The sequence below is a fragment of the Sorangiineae bacterium MSr11954 genome, assembly GCA_037157815.1.
Classification (GTDB): domain Bacteria; phylum Myxococcota_A; class Polyangia; order Polyangiales; family Polyangiaceae; genus Pendulispora; species Pendulispora albinea.
The window spans coordinates 8,276,380-8,291,612 of record CP089984.1 but is presented as its reverse complement, the minus strand read 5'-3'; the positions used below and the strand labels follow the sequence as shown (position 1 = coordinate 8,291,612).

Genomic DNA, 15,233 nt, shown 5'->3' with positions numbered 1-15,233 from the left:
CGCGCCGGCGGTCAGAAATCGTACGCGATCCCGGCCCCATAAATGGGCCCTTCGTCGTGGTACCCGGCGAGCGCGTTGAGGACGGGCATGCGGAACGAGGCGAATAGCATGAAATCCGTGACGGGGCTCACCAGCGCCTCCGCGGTGCCAAAACCGATGAACCCGCCCGAGTCGCGCGAGTTCGAACCGTCCTCGAGCGATTTGCCCTCGGTGCGCGTGTCGATCCCGAGCCGGAGCGCGAACGGCTGCACGATTTGATACTGCACGGCGGTGGTCGTTCGAACCGATGCGGCGGCGCGAAAGCCCTCGGTGCCCTTGGTCGGATAGGTGCCTTGGACGCTCGCGTAGAACGAAATGGGCGCGGCGAAGTACGCGTACGAGAGGCCGACGATGGGATCGACGGAGCCGGTGCCGGGCTGCAGCTCGATGGGCAGGAGCTTTCCACCGGCGCCGCGCTGCAGGGGGGCGGTCGGGAGCTTCACCCCGCCGACCACCGCGAGCAGGTGGCGCGGCACGAAGTCGCGGTCCTGATAGAGAAAGAACTTGGCGCGGAGCTCGATATCGCCCAACCCCCAGCGCGTGCGCTCGGCGGCGTTCACGTACGAGACCTTGCGCCGCAGGGTGGGCACCGTGAGCAGCAGGTACAATCGATCGATGGGCGCGACCGCCACCTGCGCGTCGAAGCGATCCTCCGTCAGGCGGACCTCGTCCATGCCGGACCGCCCGATGGAGTCGGTGCGGTGCCGCCACTCGGCCGATGCGCGCAGCCGAAACGTCTGCGGCTTCTCCGTGCCCATGGCCGTGAGCGTGGGATCGCCGCAGCCGCAGACCGCGCACGCCCGAGCCTCGCGTGCCATGGGCACGGCGACGGTGAACAGCGCGGCGCCGAGGGCCCCGAGGGCCCGCGCCAAGACGCGCAGCTTCCTCGATCGCGCGCTCACAGTCGGGCGGCCGTGAACGACGTTTGCATTTGCTTGAGCGCCTTGGACGCGATGTCCGGGGTCGGCGAAGCGAAGTCGATCCCGTTGAACCACGTGTCGGCGTTCTTGCGGATCACGAGCTCCGCCTTTTGGGTGCCGTCCGTCGAGAGCACCGTGGTGCCCACCGGCAGATCGACGGTCAAGGGCAGCTGGGACGAGGCCACGAACGGCTTGGGGTCACCACCCTTGGCCCACGTGCCGCTCAAGTAGAGCGACTTGCCGACCATGTCCACGTCGCTCGGCATCGCCACCGCGTCGGCGTCGGCCTCGTGGACGCTGTATCGAACCTGGCAGTACGAGTTGGGCGGCGGCGCCAGGGTGCCCATGCGAACGCGGGTGCCCCCGGTGGCGAGCAGCGACTCGATCACCGGGATGCCCAGCTTGGTGGGGCTGCCCTCGGTGTGCGCGTGGGCCTCCTTGATCGCGAAGAAGGAACGAAGCTCGCGCAGCGGCGAGCCGAGGAGCGAGCCCTTGGCGGCGGTGGCGCACGGAAGGATCTCCGCGCTCCCCGAGGCCAGATAGGCGCGCTGCAGGTGCACCGTGTAGCCGAGATCGGTGGTCCAGGTGTCGCCGGTGGCCTTGCTGTTCGTGGTGGGCGCCTCGAGGGCGATGGCCACGCTGACGCCTTCGGAGTCGGAGCTCCCGCAGGCGGTCGCGAAGGAGGCCAGCGCGAAGGCCGCGAGGGCGAGGAGCGACATGCTGGCGATACGAGCCGGGTTGCGCTTTTTCATGGCGTTCTCCCTGCGGTCCACGGGTTTGCGAACCGTGGATCGGTCAAAAAGTCGTTGTCCGTCAGGCTCTCGAGAAAGTGGATGACGTCCCGCTTTTGTTCGTCGGAAATCACGAACCCAATGACGAATTCGCTCTTGAGTGGGCTCTTCGAACCGTCCCCGGCGTTGGGCCCCGTCTTGATGGTGCGCCCGCCGGCGGCGTAATGGTCGAGCACTTCTTCCAAGGTCGCGATGCTCCCATCGTGCATGTACGGAGCGGTGACCGCGATATTGCGCAAGGTGGGCGCTTTGAATCGCCCCATGTCGGCAGGGTTGGTGGAGACGTCCATCAGCCCTCGGTTGTCTGCGGGATACGCGCCCTTGCCGTCGAGGTTGTAGAGGGCGGTGTTGTGGAACTGCCCCTCGCTCGAGGGGCCGCCGGTGTGGGTCGACGAGTCGGAGAAGTTGAAGCCTCCATGGCAGTGGAAGCACTCCAAGGTCTCCGAGAAGAACAGATCGCGTCCGCGCTTGGCCGAGTCCGACAGCGCGTTCTTCTCGCCGCCGAAGGCCCATTTGTCGTAAGGCGAGCGGCCCGAGATGAGCGTCCGCTGAAAGGCGCTGAGCGCTTCCACGATGCGCAAGGTGGCGAACGGCTCGTCGGTCCCCGGAAACGCGCGCGGGAACGCCGTCTGGTAATACGGCTCCTTGCGGAGCTTCTCGAGCATCTCGGCTTGATGCCCCGCGAGCCCCAGCTCGATGGGCGCCTCGCCGAACATGGGGACCAGGGCCTGCTTCTCGAGGGTGCCCATGAGATCGTTCGCCCACGTCAACGTCTTCGCGTACCCCACGTTGGTCAGGCTCATCGAGCCGCGCGGGTGCAGCTCCCCCGTCGAGCCCTTGGAGCGCGCCAGGCCATCGGTGAACGCCTTGCCTTGCTCATGGCACGAGGCGCACGAGAAGGTGCCGTTGCCCGAGAGCCGGGTGTCGTAGAAGAGATGCCGCCCGAGGTCGACTTTCTCGGCCGTCATCGGGTTGTCGTTCGGCACCTTGGGCGTGGGGAACCCCACCGGCAAGCGCCATTCGAACGCGCTGGTGCCGCCGTCGGGGCCGGGCCCGGGCGGCGGATCGGGGCTCGCCTTCGACGAATCGCCGCACCCCGCGACCATCGCAGCGGTCGCGGCGATCGCGAGCGATGCGCTCGCCGCGATGGTCACCACGCTTGGAGCAAGGAGGCGTTTCATGATCACTCCACGCGGAACGTGGTTTGGCCCGGGGCGGGGTTGCCGGTGGCGATGTCGAGCCCGAGGTGCTTGAAGATGGGCACGCACCGGGGCTCGGTGGGCGACGACATGCACATGCCGCCGCCGCTCACGTCGTTCTCCGAGACGAGCGCCGCGTAGTCGAGCACGATCTTGTTCTTCGCCGGATCGAAGGCCGGCAGATCGATGTCGGGCACATTGCGGTACGTGCAGGTGACCTTCTCGCCCACTTGCGGCTCGCCCTTGCAGCCGGCGCTCCCGAGGTGCACGAAGAAGGTCAGCGGGTTGCCGCCGTGGTTCATGCCGCCGTCGCCCGCGTCCATGTCTCCATGGCCCGCGTCGTCGGTGCCCGCGTCGCCGGCGCCGGCGTCGTCACGCACGGCGCGCGAGTCGATGCGGAGAAACTTGTAGCCGCTGGCCCAGGTCCAAAAGAGCTCTTCGTCGTTCAGCGGCGCAGGGGCCAAGGTGGCGTTGCCGTGATTGAGCGCCGGGGGGAGACCGAGCCGGAATCGCACGCCGCGGTACTCGCCGGGCGGTACGGTGCCCGTGATCTTCGTGTTCGTGTCCGTGGTTCCATTGCGGCAGCTGCCCGTGCGGTCCTCGAAGTCGAGCAGCGCGACGTTCTGGTACTGCCACTTTTGATCCTGCGTAAGGGAGACCGGTGTCTCCGTGCCGTCCTTGCCCACCAGGCGCACGTCGTACACGAAGAGCTTGAAGTCGGTGATGTTGAGGGTGGCCTTCGTGGTTCCCAGCTTCGAATAGGTGCTCGTGCACTTGAAGGGCTCGCTGCCCACCCGCGCCTCGAAGGCAAGGGTGACCGAGCTCCCCGTCGACGTGTCCGGGGTGCCGGAGTCGTTGCCGGGGGGCGCGACCGATGTTTTGTCGTCGCTGCACGCGCTGCTGCACAGAATGGCCGCCATGGCGGCGGAGAAGGCAATGGATGCTACGGAGAAAAGAGGCGCACGGCGCATGAAGGTCTCCTAGAAGATTCCGCGCGTTTCTAAGGCACCCTTGCACATGCAGGAATGCGGCGAATCGTCGCGCCAGGGGCCGCTCTCCGGGCCGCCCCACGGGTCCGCTCCAGTGGTATTATGGTGTCAAAAGGACCTCGATCCGATGAAGTCGCTCTGCGTCATGCACTTTCCGACGCACGGCGGAGCCGGTCGGCTGTAGCATGGAGCGGACGGGGTTGAGGGAGGGGGTCGAGGGGCAATGGGAGACTCGGGGAAATCACGCGGGGAATTCGGGACTATTCCGCCCAATTCCGATAGGCGTGGTCCAGTTTCCGGTTACGACGTCGGCTCCGGCAAGCCAGGGGGCTCCGGCTACGACGCCGGCTCCGGCAGGCCTTCCGGACCCGACCTTGGCGCTGGAACCTCGGGACCACGATCGGAGTCGCTGCCGCTTCCAAAGAGCGCGGTGGAGGGACCACGGCGCATCCTGGTCGTCGATGACAACGCTGCCATCCATGAAGATTTTCGAAAAGTGCTCTGTCCATTGCCGGCCGACCCCAGCTTGGGCAGCCTGGAGAGCGCACTCTTCGGCGGTGGTGGCCCGGTCCCCCAGAGGGATCCGACATTGGAATACGTGGTCGACTATGCCTCGCAAGGGCAAGCCGGCTACGACATGGTGGTGCGCGCGCGCGAGCGAGGGCGCCCGTATGCGCTCGCCTTCGTGGACATGAAGATGCCGCCGGGGTGGGACGGTGTGGAGACGATCAAGCACATGATCGGCAAGGACCCCGATCTCGAGGTGGTCATCTGCAGCGCCTACTCGGACTACTCATGGCACGATGTGATCCGGCGCCTCAATCGCACCGGCTTGCGCCTGCTCAAGAAGCCCTTCGACAGCAAAGACGTGCTCGATCTCGCCTGGTCGCTCACCTCGCGGTGGCTGCGCCGCGCGCGCGCCCGGATCGCGTGACCCCGTCGCGTGGGCGAGAAGCCGCCGCACACGACGCACCGCGCAACGAGCGAACGCGCAAACGAGCCAACGCGCAACGAGCAAGACAAGAGCGGGAGCCGTAGGAAGATCGGGGTGCAACGGTGACGAGGAAAGCCCTTTTGGGAACGGCCGCCGTCTTGTTGCTCGTCGCCGCGGGCATCGCCGGGGTCAAGGTGGCTCGTTCGCTGGAGCCTCCCGCGGCGCCGGAGGTCGAGATCCCCGAAGCGTTTCGCAAGCGCCCGCGGGTGGTGGCGCTGGTGGAGTTCTCCTCCGATCCGCACTCGGCGCAGTACCTCGAGGGGGTCAAGAGCGAGGCCGCCTCCCTCGGTTTGAGCCTCGAGGTGATGGACGCGCACCACGACCGCAAGGGCATGGCGGATCTTCTGAACAACGCGGTGCTGCAAAAGGTCGACGGCATTCTCGTCTCGCACGGCGATCCCGAGCTGCTCCACAGAGGTGTCGAGCGGGCGGTGGCCGGTGGTATCCCCGTGGTGGCCTTCGACAACGACCGCCTGGGCGCCGAGATCCCCAAGATCGATCAGAACGATCGCAAGATCGCCGAGATTGCTCTGACCCGCATGCTCGCCGACACCCACGGCCACGCCAACCTCGTCCTCGTCTGGGTGCCCGGCTACGCGCCGATGGAAAAGCGCATGGAGACCTATACGCGCATGATGGCCGCGGCCCCCGAGGTGCACGAGATCGAGCGCTTCGGCAAGGTGACGGCCAACAGCGCGCTGCAGACCGAGGTGGCGATGACCGAGGTGCTCAAGCGGCACCCCAAGGGCACCATCGACGCCGTGTGGGCCACCTGGGACGAGTTCGCCCGCGGCGCCAGCTCGGCCATCCGCAAGGCGGGTCGCGCCGAGATCAAGGTGTACGGCATCGACGTCTCCAACGAAGATCTGGAGATGATCCAAGATCCCGCGAGCCCCTGGGTCGCCACCGTGGGCTGCTCGGGCGCGGCGGTGGGGCGCGTTCAAGTGCGCATGCTCGGCTACCGCATCGCCGGGCGCCGTGTGCCATCGAGCTACTCGCTCGAGCCGGTGTTGGTCGCGCGCGAGATGCTGCCGGGCCCCGACAAGCCGGTCTCCTTGGAGACGCTCGCCCAGTTCGTCCCCGCCTTCGCCGACAGCGAAGACTTCACCGAGCCATGGGTCATGGCGCTCAAGAAAATGAGCGCGACGCACCCGAAGGACCGAAGCCGACCTTGACGTGAGAGCGCGTCGCTGGCCCGCCATGAAAATCTCGATCAAATCGAAGCTCAACGTCATGCTCCTCGCGCTCGTGGGGGTGATGAGCGCGGGCTCGCTGTTCGTCTATTACTTCATGACGGCGAGCATCGCGCCGTACGATCGCCTGTTCGACAACCTCCTGCTCATCAGCCGATTGCCGGGCATCGTGACCGAGGTGGATCGCGAGGTCGACGTCTACGAGCGCGTGCCCACGGTGGCGGCGCGCTCGCGCATCGATGGGCACATGAAGGAGCTGCGCCGGATCTCCGGCGAAGCGCTCGCCAACACGCCCTCCGAGCACACCGATAGCGTCGCCACCTTGCGCGGCATCGAGGGGCTCGTGCGCAGCCTCGACGAGCACGTGACCCGATCCATCGGCTATGTCGATCGCCAGGAGCGAACCCCGGAGCTGGTGGAGAGCATCGAGCTCATCGACAAAATCATGAGCTACGCCCGGCGCGACGTGGACCTCTATGTGGCGCAGGAGCTGCAAAACCTGCTGCCCGTGCGCGAGGCCACCGTGCGCAACAACTTGGCGCTGCAGCGCGGGATCCAAGGCGCGATCCTCATCGTGGCCGCGAGCTCGCTCCTCTTGGGCATCTGGTTCGCGAACCGGGCCATCGTGCGGCCTCTGGGCGAGATGATCGCCGTCTCCAAGAAGCTGGCGGCGGGCAGCCTGCAGCAAGAAATCGCCGCCACGGGCAAGGACGAGATGGGCGATCTGGCCTCCGCGTTTCGCGAGATGCAGGAGGTGATCGGGCGCCTGTTGCGCGAGACGGAGAGCTTGTTCGCCGCCTTCCGCGCCGGGAAAATGGGGCTCCGGGGGCAAGAAAAGGCGTACTCGGGGAGCTTTCGGCGGCTGGTGTTGGGCATCAACAACGTGATCGACGAGCTGTCGGCCAAGAACGAGCTCCTTCACTCCGAGATCGAGGAGCGCAAACGCTTTCAAAGGGAGCGCGACGCCATGCACTCCGATCTCCTGGTGACCGCGCGCAAGGCGGGCATGGCGGAGATCGCGACCGGGGTGCTCCACAACATCGGCAATGCGCTGAACAGCGTGAACATCTCGAGCCAGGTGGCGAGCTCGCTGGTCGCGGAGTCCAAGGTGAAGGACGTGGAGCGGCTGGCCGGGCTCCTCGAAGCGCACCGCGAGGATCTGGGCACGTTTCTGGTGTCGGACGAGCGGGGCAAGCTCGTTCCGGCGTTCGTTCGCAGCTTGGCCACGGCGCTGGCCGACGAGCAAAAGCGGGTCATGGGCGAGCTCGGTAGCTTGCAAGGCATGGTCAATCACGCAAAGACCATCGTCAATTGGCAGCAGAACTACGCGGGGGTGGCCAGCATCGTCGAAGAGGTGACCCCCGAGGCCCTGGTCGACGACGCGCTCACCATCGCCCGCGTGGAGGACGAGCGGGTGCTCCCGGCCATCACGGTGGAGAAGGATTTCGAGCCGGTGCCGTCGCTCACCGTCGAGCGCCACAAGGTGGTGCAGATCCTGGTGAACCTCTTCACCAACGCCCGCGACGCCATTCAAGCCACGGGGAGGGCGGAGGGCACCCTGACGATCCGGATTCGAAGCCGCGGTCGCGGCGACGGGGGAACCTTTCCCGGCGAGCGGGCCGGCGCCGCCGCGTTTCCCGGCGAGCGGGCCAGCGCCGCCGCGCTTCCCGGCGAGCGAGCCAGCGCCGCCGCGGACCTCGATCCATCGTCCGCGCCATCGGGCATCGTCATCGAGGTGATCGACGACGGCGACGGCATTCCGCCCGAGAACATCGGCGAGCTCTTTCGCTATGGCTTCTCGACCCGCAGGGACGGTCACGGCTTCGGCCTGCACAGCTGTGCATTTGCAGCGAGCGAGTTGAGCGGCTCCTTGGTCGCCCACAGCGAGGGTCGCGACCGAGGCGCGCGCTTCACCCTGCGCCTTCCGCTGCGCCCGCGCGGCCCGCGGGCCGATGTTCCCCGCGCGTAAACGGGGGCGGTGAACCTCGCGGCGCGCGTTGCGAAGTCAGATGAGGCGGTCAATACTGCGGCGAACATGACCCGCACGACCGACCCGATTCCGCTGCTCGAGCGTTTGATCCGCGTCGATACGCACAACCCCGGCGGCGACGAGCTGGCGCTCTCCGCGCTCTTGGCCGAAGAGCTGCACGCGCGCGCGCCGGACGACGTGGCGGTGGTCGAGGTGCCCCGTGCGAGCGGTACGCGCGGCGCGTACGTTTACGCACGGTGGGGACAGCCGGACCTTTTGGTCAACGCCCACATCGATACGGTGCCCGTCAACGCCGGTTGGACGGGCAATCCCTTCGAGCCCCGCCGGGCGGATGGTCGCCTTTATGGCCTCGGGGCGTGTGATACCAAGGGCGCGATTGCCTCGATCCTGACGGCCCTCGATGCGGTGAAGCCCAAGAACGTGGGGGTGCTCTTCTCCGGCGACGAAGAGCTGAGCAGCACCTGCATCGCGGCCTTCCTCGCGAGCCCGTACGCCAAGGGGCTCGCGCGGGCCATCGTCTGCGAGCCCACCAGCGTGCGGGTGGGCGTGCGTCATCGCGGCATTTTGGGGCTCAAGCTCACCTTGCGGGGCGAGGGCGGCCACTCCTCGCGGGCCGACACCATGCGCGCGCCGCTCGCGGAGCTTTGCCGCGTGGCGGTGGCCTGGGACGATTGGGGCAAGGCGCAGCGCGGTCGCGGGCCGAAAGGGTTCACGGGGATGTGCACGAACATCGCGGGCCTTGAGGGCGGGGTGGCCTTCAATGTGGTGCCCGAGCGCGCGACCTTGACCGCGTCGTTCCGTCCGCCGCCGGGAACGGATGTGAATGCCGTCGGCAGCGAGCTCGTTGCGATCGCAAAAGAAATATGCCCCGACGCCACCTCCGACGCGGTCCTCGGCCGCCCGGCCTTTGCGACCCAGGCCCTCGCGGCTTTTCCGCCCACCATCGGCGCCCGCTCCGAGGCGCCCGTCGATTTGGCGTTCTGGACGGAGGCCGCGCAGCTCACGCAGGCCGGCATCGACGCGGTGGTGTTCGGGCCAGGCGATATCGCGCAGGCGCACGCGCCCGATGAGTGGGTGCTGGAGTCGGATCTGATCGCGGCGCGCGACGCGTTCGTCCACGTGTTTCAGCACACGGTGACCGGGGGCGCGGGCGGGGCGCGCCGGGGATGAGCCACCACCGACGTCGGGGGTGGGCTCGGTTCGGGGCGGCCGCGGTGGCGGGGGTCGCGGGCGTATCGCTGACGTATGTGGCGAGCTGTTACGACTTTACGTTCACCCCGGCGGGGCCGTCGCGCGATGGCAGCATCGACACGTCGTCGCCCGCGCCGGACGCGGACGATGGCCGCGAAAAACCGCTGGCGTGCCCCACCGGCGCGGGGACGCGCGGGCCGGCCATGGTCGGGGTGCGCGCGCCGCGCGACGCCGGGGTCTTTTGCATCGACTCCACCGAGGTGACGCGGGCGCAGTACGCCGAGTTCCTCGCGGCGAAGGTGGATCCGGGCAAGCAGATCGGCGTTTGCGAATGGAACACCACCTTCGAGCCGGACTCGAAGAAGGTCGCTCCACAACCGGGCAACCACCCCGTGGTCGCCGTCGATTGGTGCGACGCGTACGCCTACTGCGCCTGGGCCGGCAAGACGCTGTGCGGCGATCTCGATGGCGGCCCGCACACGGCATTTACCGAGCCGGCGAGCGTCGTCTCGGATCGATGGCGCATCGCCTGCACCCGCGGCGAAGACGGCTTTCACATTTACCCCTATGGAAATACGTACGACGCGTCGGTGTGCAACGCCTACGAGCGCAAGCTCGACGCCACCGTGCCCGTGGGATCGGACCCCGGATGCGTCGGCGGGTTCCCCGGCATCTTCGACATGAGCGCCAATGTTGGGGAGTGGGAGAACACCTGCGAGATCTCGGGCGACGGCAGCACCCCCACCTCCGACCGCTGCGCGCTCCGCGGCGGCAGCTTCCACCACGACGAAGACGAGGTGCGCTGCAACGATCTCTTGATTGGCTCGCGCACGTTGACCTTCCCCGACGTAGGCTTCCGATGCTGCAACAAATGACCCCCGCCGCCATCGCCGTTCTCGGCAGCTGCAACATGGACGTCGTGGCCTTCGCCGATCGCGCGCCCACCCTCGGCGAGACCGTGGCCGGAAGGCGCTTCGCCACCATCCCGGGCGGCAAAGGCGCCAATCAAGCCATCGCCGCCGCGCGCGCGGGTGGCGCCGTTCGCATGATCGGCGCCGTGGGCGACGACGACTTTGGTCGCGCGCTTCGTACCGTCCTCGGCGAGGCGCAGGTGGATGCGGGCGCGGTGCGCGCGAGCGCGGAGCCCACGGGCATCGCGCACATCGTGGTGGATGCTCGGGGCGGCAATTCCATCGTGGTCATTCCAGGTGCCAATGGCACGGTGACATCGCTGACGGCGGCCGACGAAGCCATCGTGGCGAACAGTGCGGTCTTGCTCTTGCAGCTGGAGTTGCCCATGGAGGCCGCCATCGCCGGGGCTGCCGTGGCGCGTCGAGCAGGCACGCGCGTCATTCTTACGCCGGCCCCCGTGCAGGACCTTCCCCCGGAGCTCCTTGCAAATGTCGATCTGCTCGCGCCCAACGAGCATGAAATTGCGCAGATCACCGGCATCGACGAGCCGCGCGAGGCGCTTCGTGCCATGCTCGAGCAAGTGCCCGAGGTGGTGGTGACCTTGGGCGCCGAGGGCTGTGTCTACGGCGCACGTACCCAAGGTGGCACATTGCACGTGCCCGCGCCCAAAGTCGAAGCGGTCGATACGACAGCGGCAGGTGACACCTTCGTGGGCGTTCTGGCGGTGGCCCTGGCGGAGGGCCGAAACATGCAGGAAGCGTTGCGGTGGGCGAGCGCGGCGGCCGCGCTCTCGGTTCAGCGCGCGGGAGCGAGTACGTCCATGCCGAAACGCGAGGCGATTGACGCCTTCGCCGCCCTCCACGTCGCACCGGGTTAGCGATCCAGCTGGGAAGATGAATTTCGAGTGCTAGGTTTTTCGCTCGACCCCAACGTACGAGCGTGGAGCCAAGCTGATGGGAAACCTTGGATCTCGAGCCGCGGACACGTCACACGCGTCGCCTTACCGCGACGTGTGCTCGCTGCTCCGGCGGCGGCGCGATGAGCTCATCGACGGGTGGCAACGCTCTCTTGGCGCTGCCGACGATCTCGCGAGCATCTACGCGCGAAGGCACGCCCGTGCCGTGGCCGGTTGCGTCGCCATTTTTGGCGCGGCCATCATGATTTTGCGGGCCGTGTTGCGCTCGGTCGAGGCGTTCGCGGACTCGTCGTTCGCCTCCGTGCGCCTCACGCAGATCCTCATCGCGACCCTCGCCGCCATCGCCCCCGCGTACTTCATGACCCGGGTGCTGGCCAAAGCGCACTTCGCGCACGTGCTGGGGGAGCTCTACGTGGCGACCGACGACGTGCGGCGCGATCTGGAGGACCTCGAGTCGGGCAAGCCGCGGGATCTCGCCGTTGCGCTCGTCGATGGCCTCGAATACCGCAGCGTCGCGCTCCCGCTCATCGGCTGGTCGTTGGTGGCGCCGCTCTCGATTCACCTCGCCATCGCGGCGCCCTTCGCGGGCAGCAATTTCTTCGAGGCCTTCGATGTATGGATCGGCTTGAGCATGGTCATCGTGGGGCTCGCCCACATCGTGCTCGTGGCCTTGAGCTGGTGCTTCGCCAAGAACCTGCGCGCGTGGAGCTCCGACTCCGAGGAGACCTTGCCCGACGGGTGGAGCGTCCTCGGTTGGACGGTGGGCATCGGCTCCATCCCGGGCGCGGTGCTGCTCTTCGTGCCGACCATCCTCATCGCCATCACGGGCGTGGCGTTCATTCCGTGGGTGTTCGACCGGATGCAAGCGCGCGTGCTCGACGAGCGCAAACGCCTCCGGTTCATCGCCAGCCACGTTACGTGCCCGACGGACGAGTGATCGCGCCCATCTTGGCCTTGGTCGCCCGCACGTAGTCGTCCGGGGCCAAGAAGATCTGCGTGCCGCGGACCCCAGCCGAGATGGAGATGACGTCGAACATGGACGCGGTCTCGTCGACGTACACCGGGTAATCCTTTTTGGCCGCGAGGGCGGTGACCCCGCCGCGGATGTACCCGGTCAAGGGCAACACCTCCTTCAAGGAGACCATCTCCACCTTCCGGTCTTGCGACAGCGCGGCCAGCGCCTTGAGATCCAGCTCCGCGTCGCCGGGAACGACGGCAAAGCACACACCGTGGCGATCGCCGCGGGCGCACAAGGTCTTGAACACCTGCTCGGCGGGGAGCCCGATCTTGCGGGCCACCGTGCCGGCCGAGAGATCCGATTCGTCGACCGTGTACTCCTTGAGCTCGTAGCGGATGCCGAGGCGATCCAAGATGCGCGCAGCGTTGGTCTTCATGAGGACTCGAGCTTCTTTCCGGCCTTGGTGCCGAAGGATCCTTTGTACGCGAGCGCCCGCAAGCGCTCGGCCGCGAACTCGACGAAGGCGCGCACCCGGGACGCAGCCCTTCGCGCGTCGGGGTACACCACGTGGATGGGGATCTCCGGCGGCTCGAAGTCCTCGAGCACGATCGCGAGCTGCCCGGCGCGAAGCTCGGGTTGAATCATGTAGGAGAGCACCCGGGTGAGCCCGTGCCCGGCGGTGGCCGCGGCGATGGCCACGTCGGCCGAGTTGACGAAGAGGCGGGGCTCAGGGGTCGCCGTCTGCGGCTTTCCACCGTTGGCCGAGGTGAACGACCAATGGCGGTTCGGGTTCACGCTGGAGAACGAGATGGTCTCGTGGTGCGTGAGATCCGACGGCTTCTCCGGCTTGCCGTGCGCGGCCAAGTACGCGGGCGACGCGCAGACCACGCGCCGCACGGTGCCGACGGGGATGCCGCGCAGCTCGGAGTCGGGCAGGTGGGCGATGCGGACGCCCACGTCCATCCCTTCGTCGACCAAGTTGACGACATGATCGACCATCAACGTGCGCACGGACACGTGCGGGTGGCGCGCCAGAAACTCGAGCACGATGGGCGCGATGAACATGCGCCCGAAGTTGACCGACGCCGTCACCTGCAAGGTCCCGCGCGGCTCGGCGTCCTCGCCCGCGGCGGCGGCCTCCGCCTCTTCGATCTCGCCCAAGATGCGCCGGCAGTCCGTGAGGTAGCGCCGTCCAGCCTCGGTGAGCCGCACCACACGCGTGGTGCGCCGCAAGAGCCGCGTGCCCAGCCGCCCCTCGAGCGCCGAGATGGCACGGGTGACCGCGGGGGCCGACATGGACAAGCGCCTGGCCGCGGGTGCAAAGCCTTCTTCGTCCGCCACCGCGATGAAAACCCGCATGGTTTCGAGCCGATCCACAGCACCATTGCGCGAGGTGAAAGGGTTCCTTGTCAAGAACGGTGATTCCGGGCGCGGCCGTAAGTGCGCATTCTCACTGCAGTTCGCGTTCGACAAAGGAACCTTGACATGACCACCCCTGTACGTCCCATCCGCCTCTATTCGTTCCCCCTCTCCGGCCATGCGCACCGGGTCGAGCTCCTCCTTTCGCTGCTTCGTCTGCCGTTCGAGCGCGTCACCGTGGACCTGGTCAAGGGCGAGCAGAAGAAGCCCGACTTTCTGAGCAAGAACGCCTTCGGTCAGGTGCCCGTGATCGAAGACGGTGACATCACCCTGGCCGACAGCAACGCCATCATCGTCTACCTGGCGAGCCGCTACGATGAGTCCGGGCGCTGGCTCCCGCGCGATCCCGTCGGCGCCGCGCACGTGCAGCGCTGGCTCTCGGCCGCGGCCGGTCCCCTGGTGTTCGGGCCCGGCTCCCTGCGGCTCGTGCAGTTGTTCGGCTCCAAGTTCGATATCGAGCAATGTCGGGCCGCGGCCGCGCAGCTCTTCGGCGTCATGAACCAGCAGCTGGCCACCCAGCCCTGGCTGGTGGCGGGCGACGCGCCGACCATCGCCGACATCGCGCTCTACACGTACACGGCGCACGCGCCCGAGGGCGGCGTGCTCCTCGAGCGCTACGAGAACGTTCGCGCGTGGCTCGGACGCATCGAGGCGCTCCCCGGCTTCGTACGGATGAAAGCTTCGCCCATCCCCGCCGACGCCAGCTGAGGTCGTCATGACGGATTCACCAGACTCCCCATTCAACGCAACCGAGCAGGCTCTTCAAGAGCGCGCCGGTGTGCGGCCCAAGCTCGAGTCCCTCGAGCGCTTCATCCGCAGCTACATGCCCGATCAGCATCGCGAGTTCTTCGCGCAGCTGCCCTTCATGCTCCTCGGCGCGCACGACGCGTCGATGCGGCCGTGGGCATCGATCCTCGTCGGCCGTCCCGGCTTCATGCGCTCGCCCGATCCCGAGACGCTCCGCATCGATGCGCTGCCGGCCGAGCCGGTTCGCGCGCAGCTGCGGGTCGGCACGCGGGTGGGGCTCTTGGGCATCCAGCTGGAGACGCGCCGGCGCAATCGCATGAACGGAACGGTGACGGCGGTCGACGAGGCCGGCTTCGTCGTTCGCGTCGACCATAGCTTCGGCAATTGCCCGCAGTACATCCAGGCGCGAAAGCACACCTTCGTGGCCGACCCGTCTGCACCTTCGGCGCCCTCGACCTCGAGCGAGGCGCTCGGCCCGATGCTCCCGCCCGAAGCCGTGGCCCTCATCGCGCGCGCCGACACGTTCTTCATCGCCTCGGCGGCCCGCGCCGCCGCCGAGGTGGATCGCGCGGCCGATGGTCTCGACGTCTCCCATCGCGGCGGCAAGCCGGGGTTCGTCCGCGTGGAGCCGCACGAGACCTCGGACCGGACGCAACTCATCTGGCCCGACTACCGCGGCAATTTTCACTTCAACACCTTGGGCAACCTCCTGCAGAACCCGAGGAGCGGCATGCTCTTCGTCGACTTCGAGACCGGCGATCTGCTCTCGCTCACCGGCGAGTCGGAGGTCCTATGGGACGCCCCGGAGCTCGCATCCTTCGCCCGCGCGGAGCGCTTCGTACGCTTTCGCGTGTCGGAGGGGCTCTGGATGCCCCGAGCCGTCCCGCTCCGCTGGTCGGCGCCGGAGCAGGCGCGCGAGCTCGCGGCCACCGGCTCGTGGCAAGACGTCACGTGCGGTTCGTGAGCGCGCACGCG

15 protein-coding genes are annotated in these 15,233 nt (G+C 67.7%); 9 read left to right on the top strand and 6 right to left on the bottom strand.

Features of this window, described 5'->3' with window-relative positions; all coding sequences use genetic code 11:
* Window positions 1-11: 11 nt before the first annotated feature.
* The 4 genes from LZC94_32080 to LZC94_32065 are packed head-to-tail and all read right to left on the bottom strand — an operon-like array spanning window position 12 to window position 3,920.
* Complete coding sequence (locus LZC94_32080) at window positions 12-941, bottom strand: transporter (GenBank protein ID WXB12475.1); 930 nt, start codon at window positions 939-941, stop codon at window positions 12-14.
* Complete coding sequence (locus LZC94_32075; protein WXB12474.1) at window positions 938-1,711, bottom strand: hypothetical protein; 774 nt, start codon at window positions 1,709-1,711, stop codon at window positions 938-940. Before LZC94_32075 ends, LZC94_32080 begins: the two co-directional genes overlap by 4 nt.
* Window positions 1,708-2,931, bottom strand: coding sequence for a di-heme enzyme (locus LZC94_32070; GenBank protein WXB12473.1), 1,224 nt, complete (start codon window positions 2,929-2,931; stop codon window positions 1,708-1,710). The genes LZC94_32075 and LZC94_32070 overlap by 4 nt, the downstream gene beginning before the upstream one ends.
* A gap of 2 nt (window positions 2,932-2,933) precedes the next feature.
* Complete coding sequence (locus LZC94_32065; protein WXB12472.1) at window positions 2,934-3,920, bottom strand: metallo-mystery pair system four-Cys motif protein; 987 nt, start codon at window positions 3,918-3,920, stop codon at window positions 2,934-2,936.
* 448 nt (window positions 3,921-4,368) lie between these two features.
* Here LZC94_32065 and LZC94_32060 point away from each other — a divergent pair, with 448 nt between their 5' ends.
* The 7 genes from LZC94_32060 to LZC94_32030 all read left to right on the top strand — a co-directional run bounded on the left by LZC94_32060 (window position 4,369) and on the right by LZC94_32030 (window position 12,071).
* On the top strand, window positions 4,369-4,872 hold the full coding sequence (locus tag LZC94_32060; protein WXB12471.1) for a response regulator: 504 nt from the start codon (window positions 4,369-4,371) through the stop codon (window positions 4,870-4,872).
* A gap of 122 nt (window positions 4,873-4,994) precedes the next feature.
* A complete protein-coding gene (locus LZC94_32055; GenBank protein ID WXB12470.1) occupies window positions 4,995-6,107 on the top strand; it encodes a sugar ABC transporter substrate-binding protein in 1,113 nt (370 codons plus the stop codon).
* A 25-nt stretch (window positions 6,108-6,132) separates the two neighbouring features.
* Window positions 6,133-8,094, top strand: coding sequence for an ATP-binding protein (locus tag LZC94_32050; GenBank protein ID WXB12469.1), 1,962 nt, complete (start codon window positions 6,133-6,135; stop codon window positions 8,092-8,094).
* Window positions 8,095-8,160: 66 nt separating this feature from the next.
* On the top strand, window positions 8,161-9,285 hold the full coding sequence (locus LZC94_32045) for a M20/M25/M40 family metallo-hydrolase (GenBank protein WXB12468.1): 1,125 nt from the start codon (window positions 8,161-8,163) through the stop codon (window positions 9,283-9,285).
* The gene (locus tag LZC94_32040) at window positions 9,282-10,181 is read left to right on the top strand and encodes a formylglycine-generating enzyme family protein (GenBank protein ID WXB12467.1); all 900 of its coding nucleotides are present in this window, start codon (window positions 9,282-9,284) and stop codon (window positions 10,179-10,181) included. Before LZC94_32045 ends, LZC94_32040 begins: the two co-directional genes overlap by 4 nt.
* Window positions 10,166-11,095, top strand: a complete 930-nt coding sequence (gene rbsK, locus LZC94_32035) for a ribokinase (protein WXB12466.1) — start codon at window positions 10,166-10,168, stop codon at window positions 11,093-11,095. The genes LZC94_32040 and rbsK overlap by 16 nt, the downstream gene beginning before the upstream one ends.
* A 76-nt stretch (window positions 11,096-11,171) precedes the next feature.
* Entirely contained in the window at window positions 11,172-12,071 is a 900-nt protein-coding gene (locus tag LZC94_32030; protein WXB12465.1) for a hypothetical protein, read from the top strand.
* Here the strand turns inward: LZC94_32030 and ybaK are convergent.
* Together ybaK and LZC94_32020 are read right to left on the bottom strand one after the other, a co-directional pair.
* Entirely contained in the window at window positions 12,049-12,528 is a 480-nt protein-coding gene (gene ybaK, locus LZC94_32025) for a Cys-tRNA(Pro) deacylase (GenBank protein WXB12464.1), read from the bottom strand. The genes LZC94_32030 and ybaK overlap by 23 nt on opposite strands.
* Complete coding sequence (locus LZC94_32020) at window positions 12,525-13,451, bottom strand: LysR family transcriptional regulator (GenBank protein WXB12463.1); 927 nt, start codon at window positions 13,449-13,451, stop codon at window positions 12,525-12,527. Before LZC94_32020 ends, ybaK begins: the two co-directional genes overlap by 4 nt.
* Window positions 13,452-13,577: 126 nt before the next feature.
* Between LZC94_32020 and LZC94_32015 the strand changes: the two genes are divergently transcribed.
* Together LZC94_32015 and LZC94_32010 are read left to right on the top strand one after the other, a co-directional pair.
* Window positions 13,578-14,219 carry a glutathione S-transferase gene (locus LZC94_32015; protein WXB12462.1) on the top strand — a complete coding sequence of 214 codons (642 nt, stop codon included), beginning with the start codon at window positions 13,578-13,580 and terminating at the stop codon, window positions 14,217-14,219.
* A 7-nt stretch (window positions 14,220-14,226) separates the two neighbouring features.
* Window positions 14,227-15,222 carry a pyridoxamine 5'-phosphate oxidase family protein gene (locus LZC94_32010; GenBank protein ID WXB12461.1) on the top strand — a complete coding sequence of 332 codons (996 nt, stop codon included), beginning with the start codon at window positions 14,227-14,229 and terminating at the stop codon, window positions 15,220-15,222.
* Window positions 15,223-15,233 lie beyond the last annotated feature (11 nt).

Bases quoted from the DNA above. Each gene is read 5' to 3' on its own strand.
- rbsK (WXB12466.1), top strand. From the start codon at position 10,166: ATGCTGCAACAAATGACCCCCGCCGCCATCGCCGTTCTCGGCAGCTGC.
- LZC94_32020 (WXB12463.1), bottom strand. From the start codon at position 13,451: ATGCGGGTTTTCATCGCGGTGGCGGACGAAGAAGGCTTTGCACCCGCG.
- LZC94_32075 (WXB12474.1), bottom strand. From the start codon at position 1,711: ATGAAAAAGCGCAACCCGGCTCGTATCGCCAGCATGTCGCTCCTCGCC.
- ybaK (WXB12464.1), bottom strand. From the start codon at position 12,528: ATGAAGACCAACGCTGCGCGCATCTTGGATCGCCTCGGCATCCGCTAC.
- LZC94_32030 (WXB12465.1), top strand. From the start codon at position 11,172: ATGGGAAACCTTGGATCTCGAGCCGCGGACACGTCACACGCGTCGCCT.
- LZC94_32040 (WXB12467.1), top strand. From the start codon at position 9,282: ATGAGCCACCACCGACGTCGGGGGTGGGCTCGGTTCGGGGCGGCCGCG.
- LZC94_32015 (WXB12462.1), top strand. From the start codon at position 13,578: ATGACCACCCCTGTACGTCCCATCCGCCTCTATTCGTTCCCCCTCTCC.
- LZC94_32065 (WXB12472.1), bottom strand. From the start codon at position 3,920: ATGCGCCGTGCGCCTCTTTTCTCCGTAGCATCCATTGCCTTCTCCGCC.
- LZC94_32050 (WXB12469.1), top strand. From the start codon at position 6,133: ATGAAAATCTCGATCAAATCGAAGCTCAACGTCATGCTCCTCGCGCTC.
- LZC94_32045 (WXB12468.1), top strand. From the start codon at position 8,161: ATGACCCGCACGACCGACCCGATTCCGCTGCTCGAGCGTTTGATCCGC.
- LZC94_32070 (WXB12473.1), bottom strand. From the start codon at position 2,931: ATGAAACGCCTCCTTGCTCCAAGCGTGGTGACCATCGCGGCGAGCGCA.
- LZC94_32010 (WXB12461.1), top strand. From the start codon at position 14,227: ATGACGGATTCACCAGACTCCCCATTCAACGCAACCGAGCAGGCTCTT.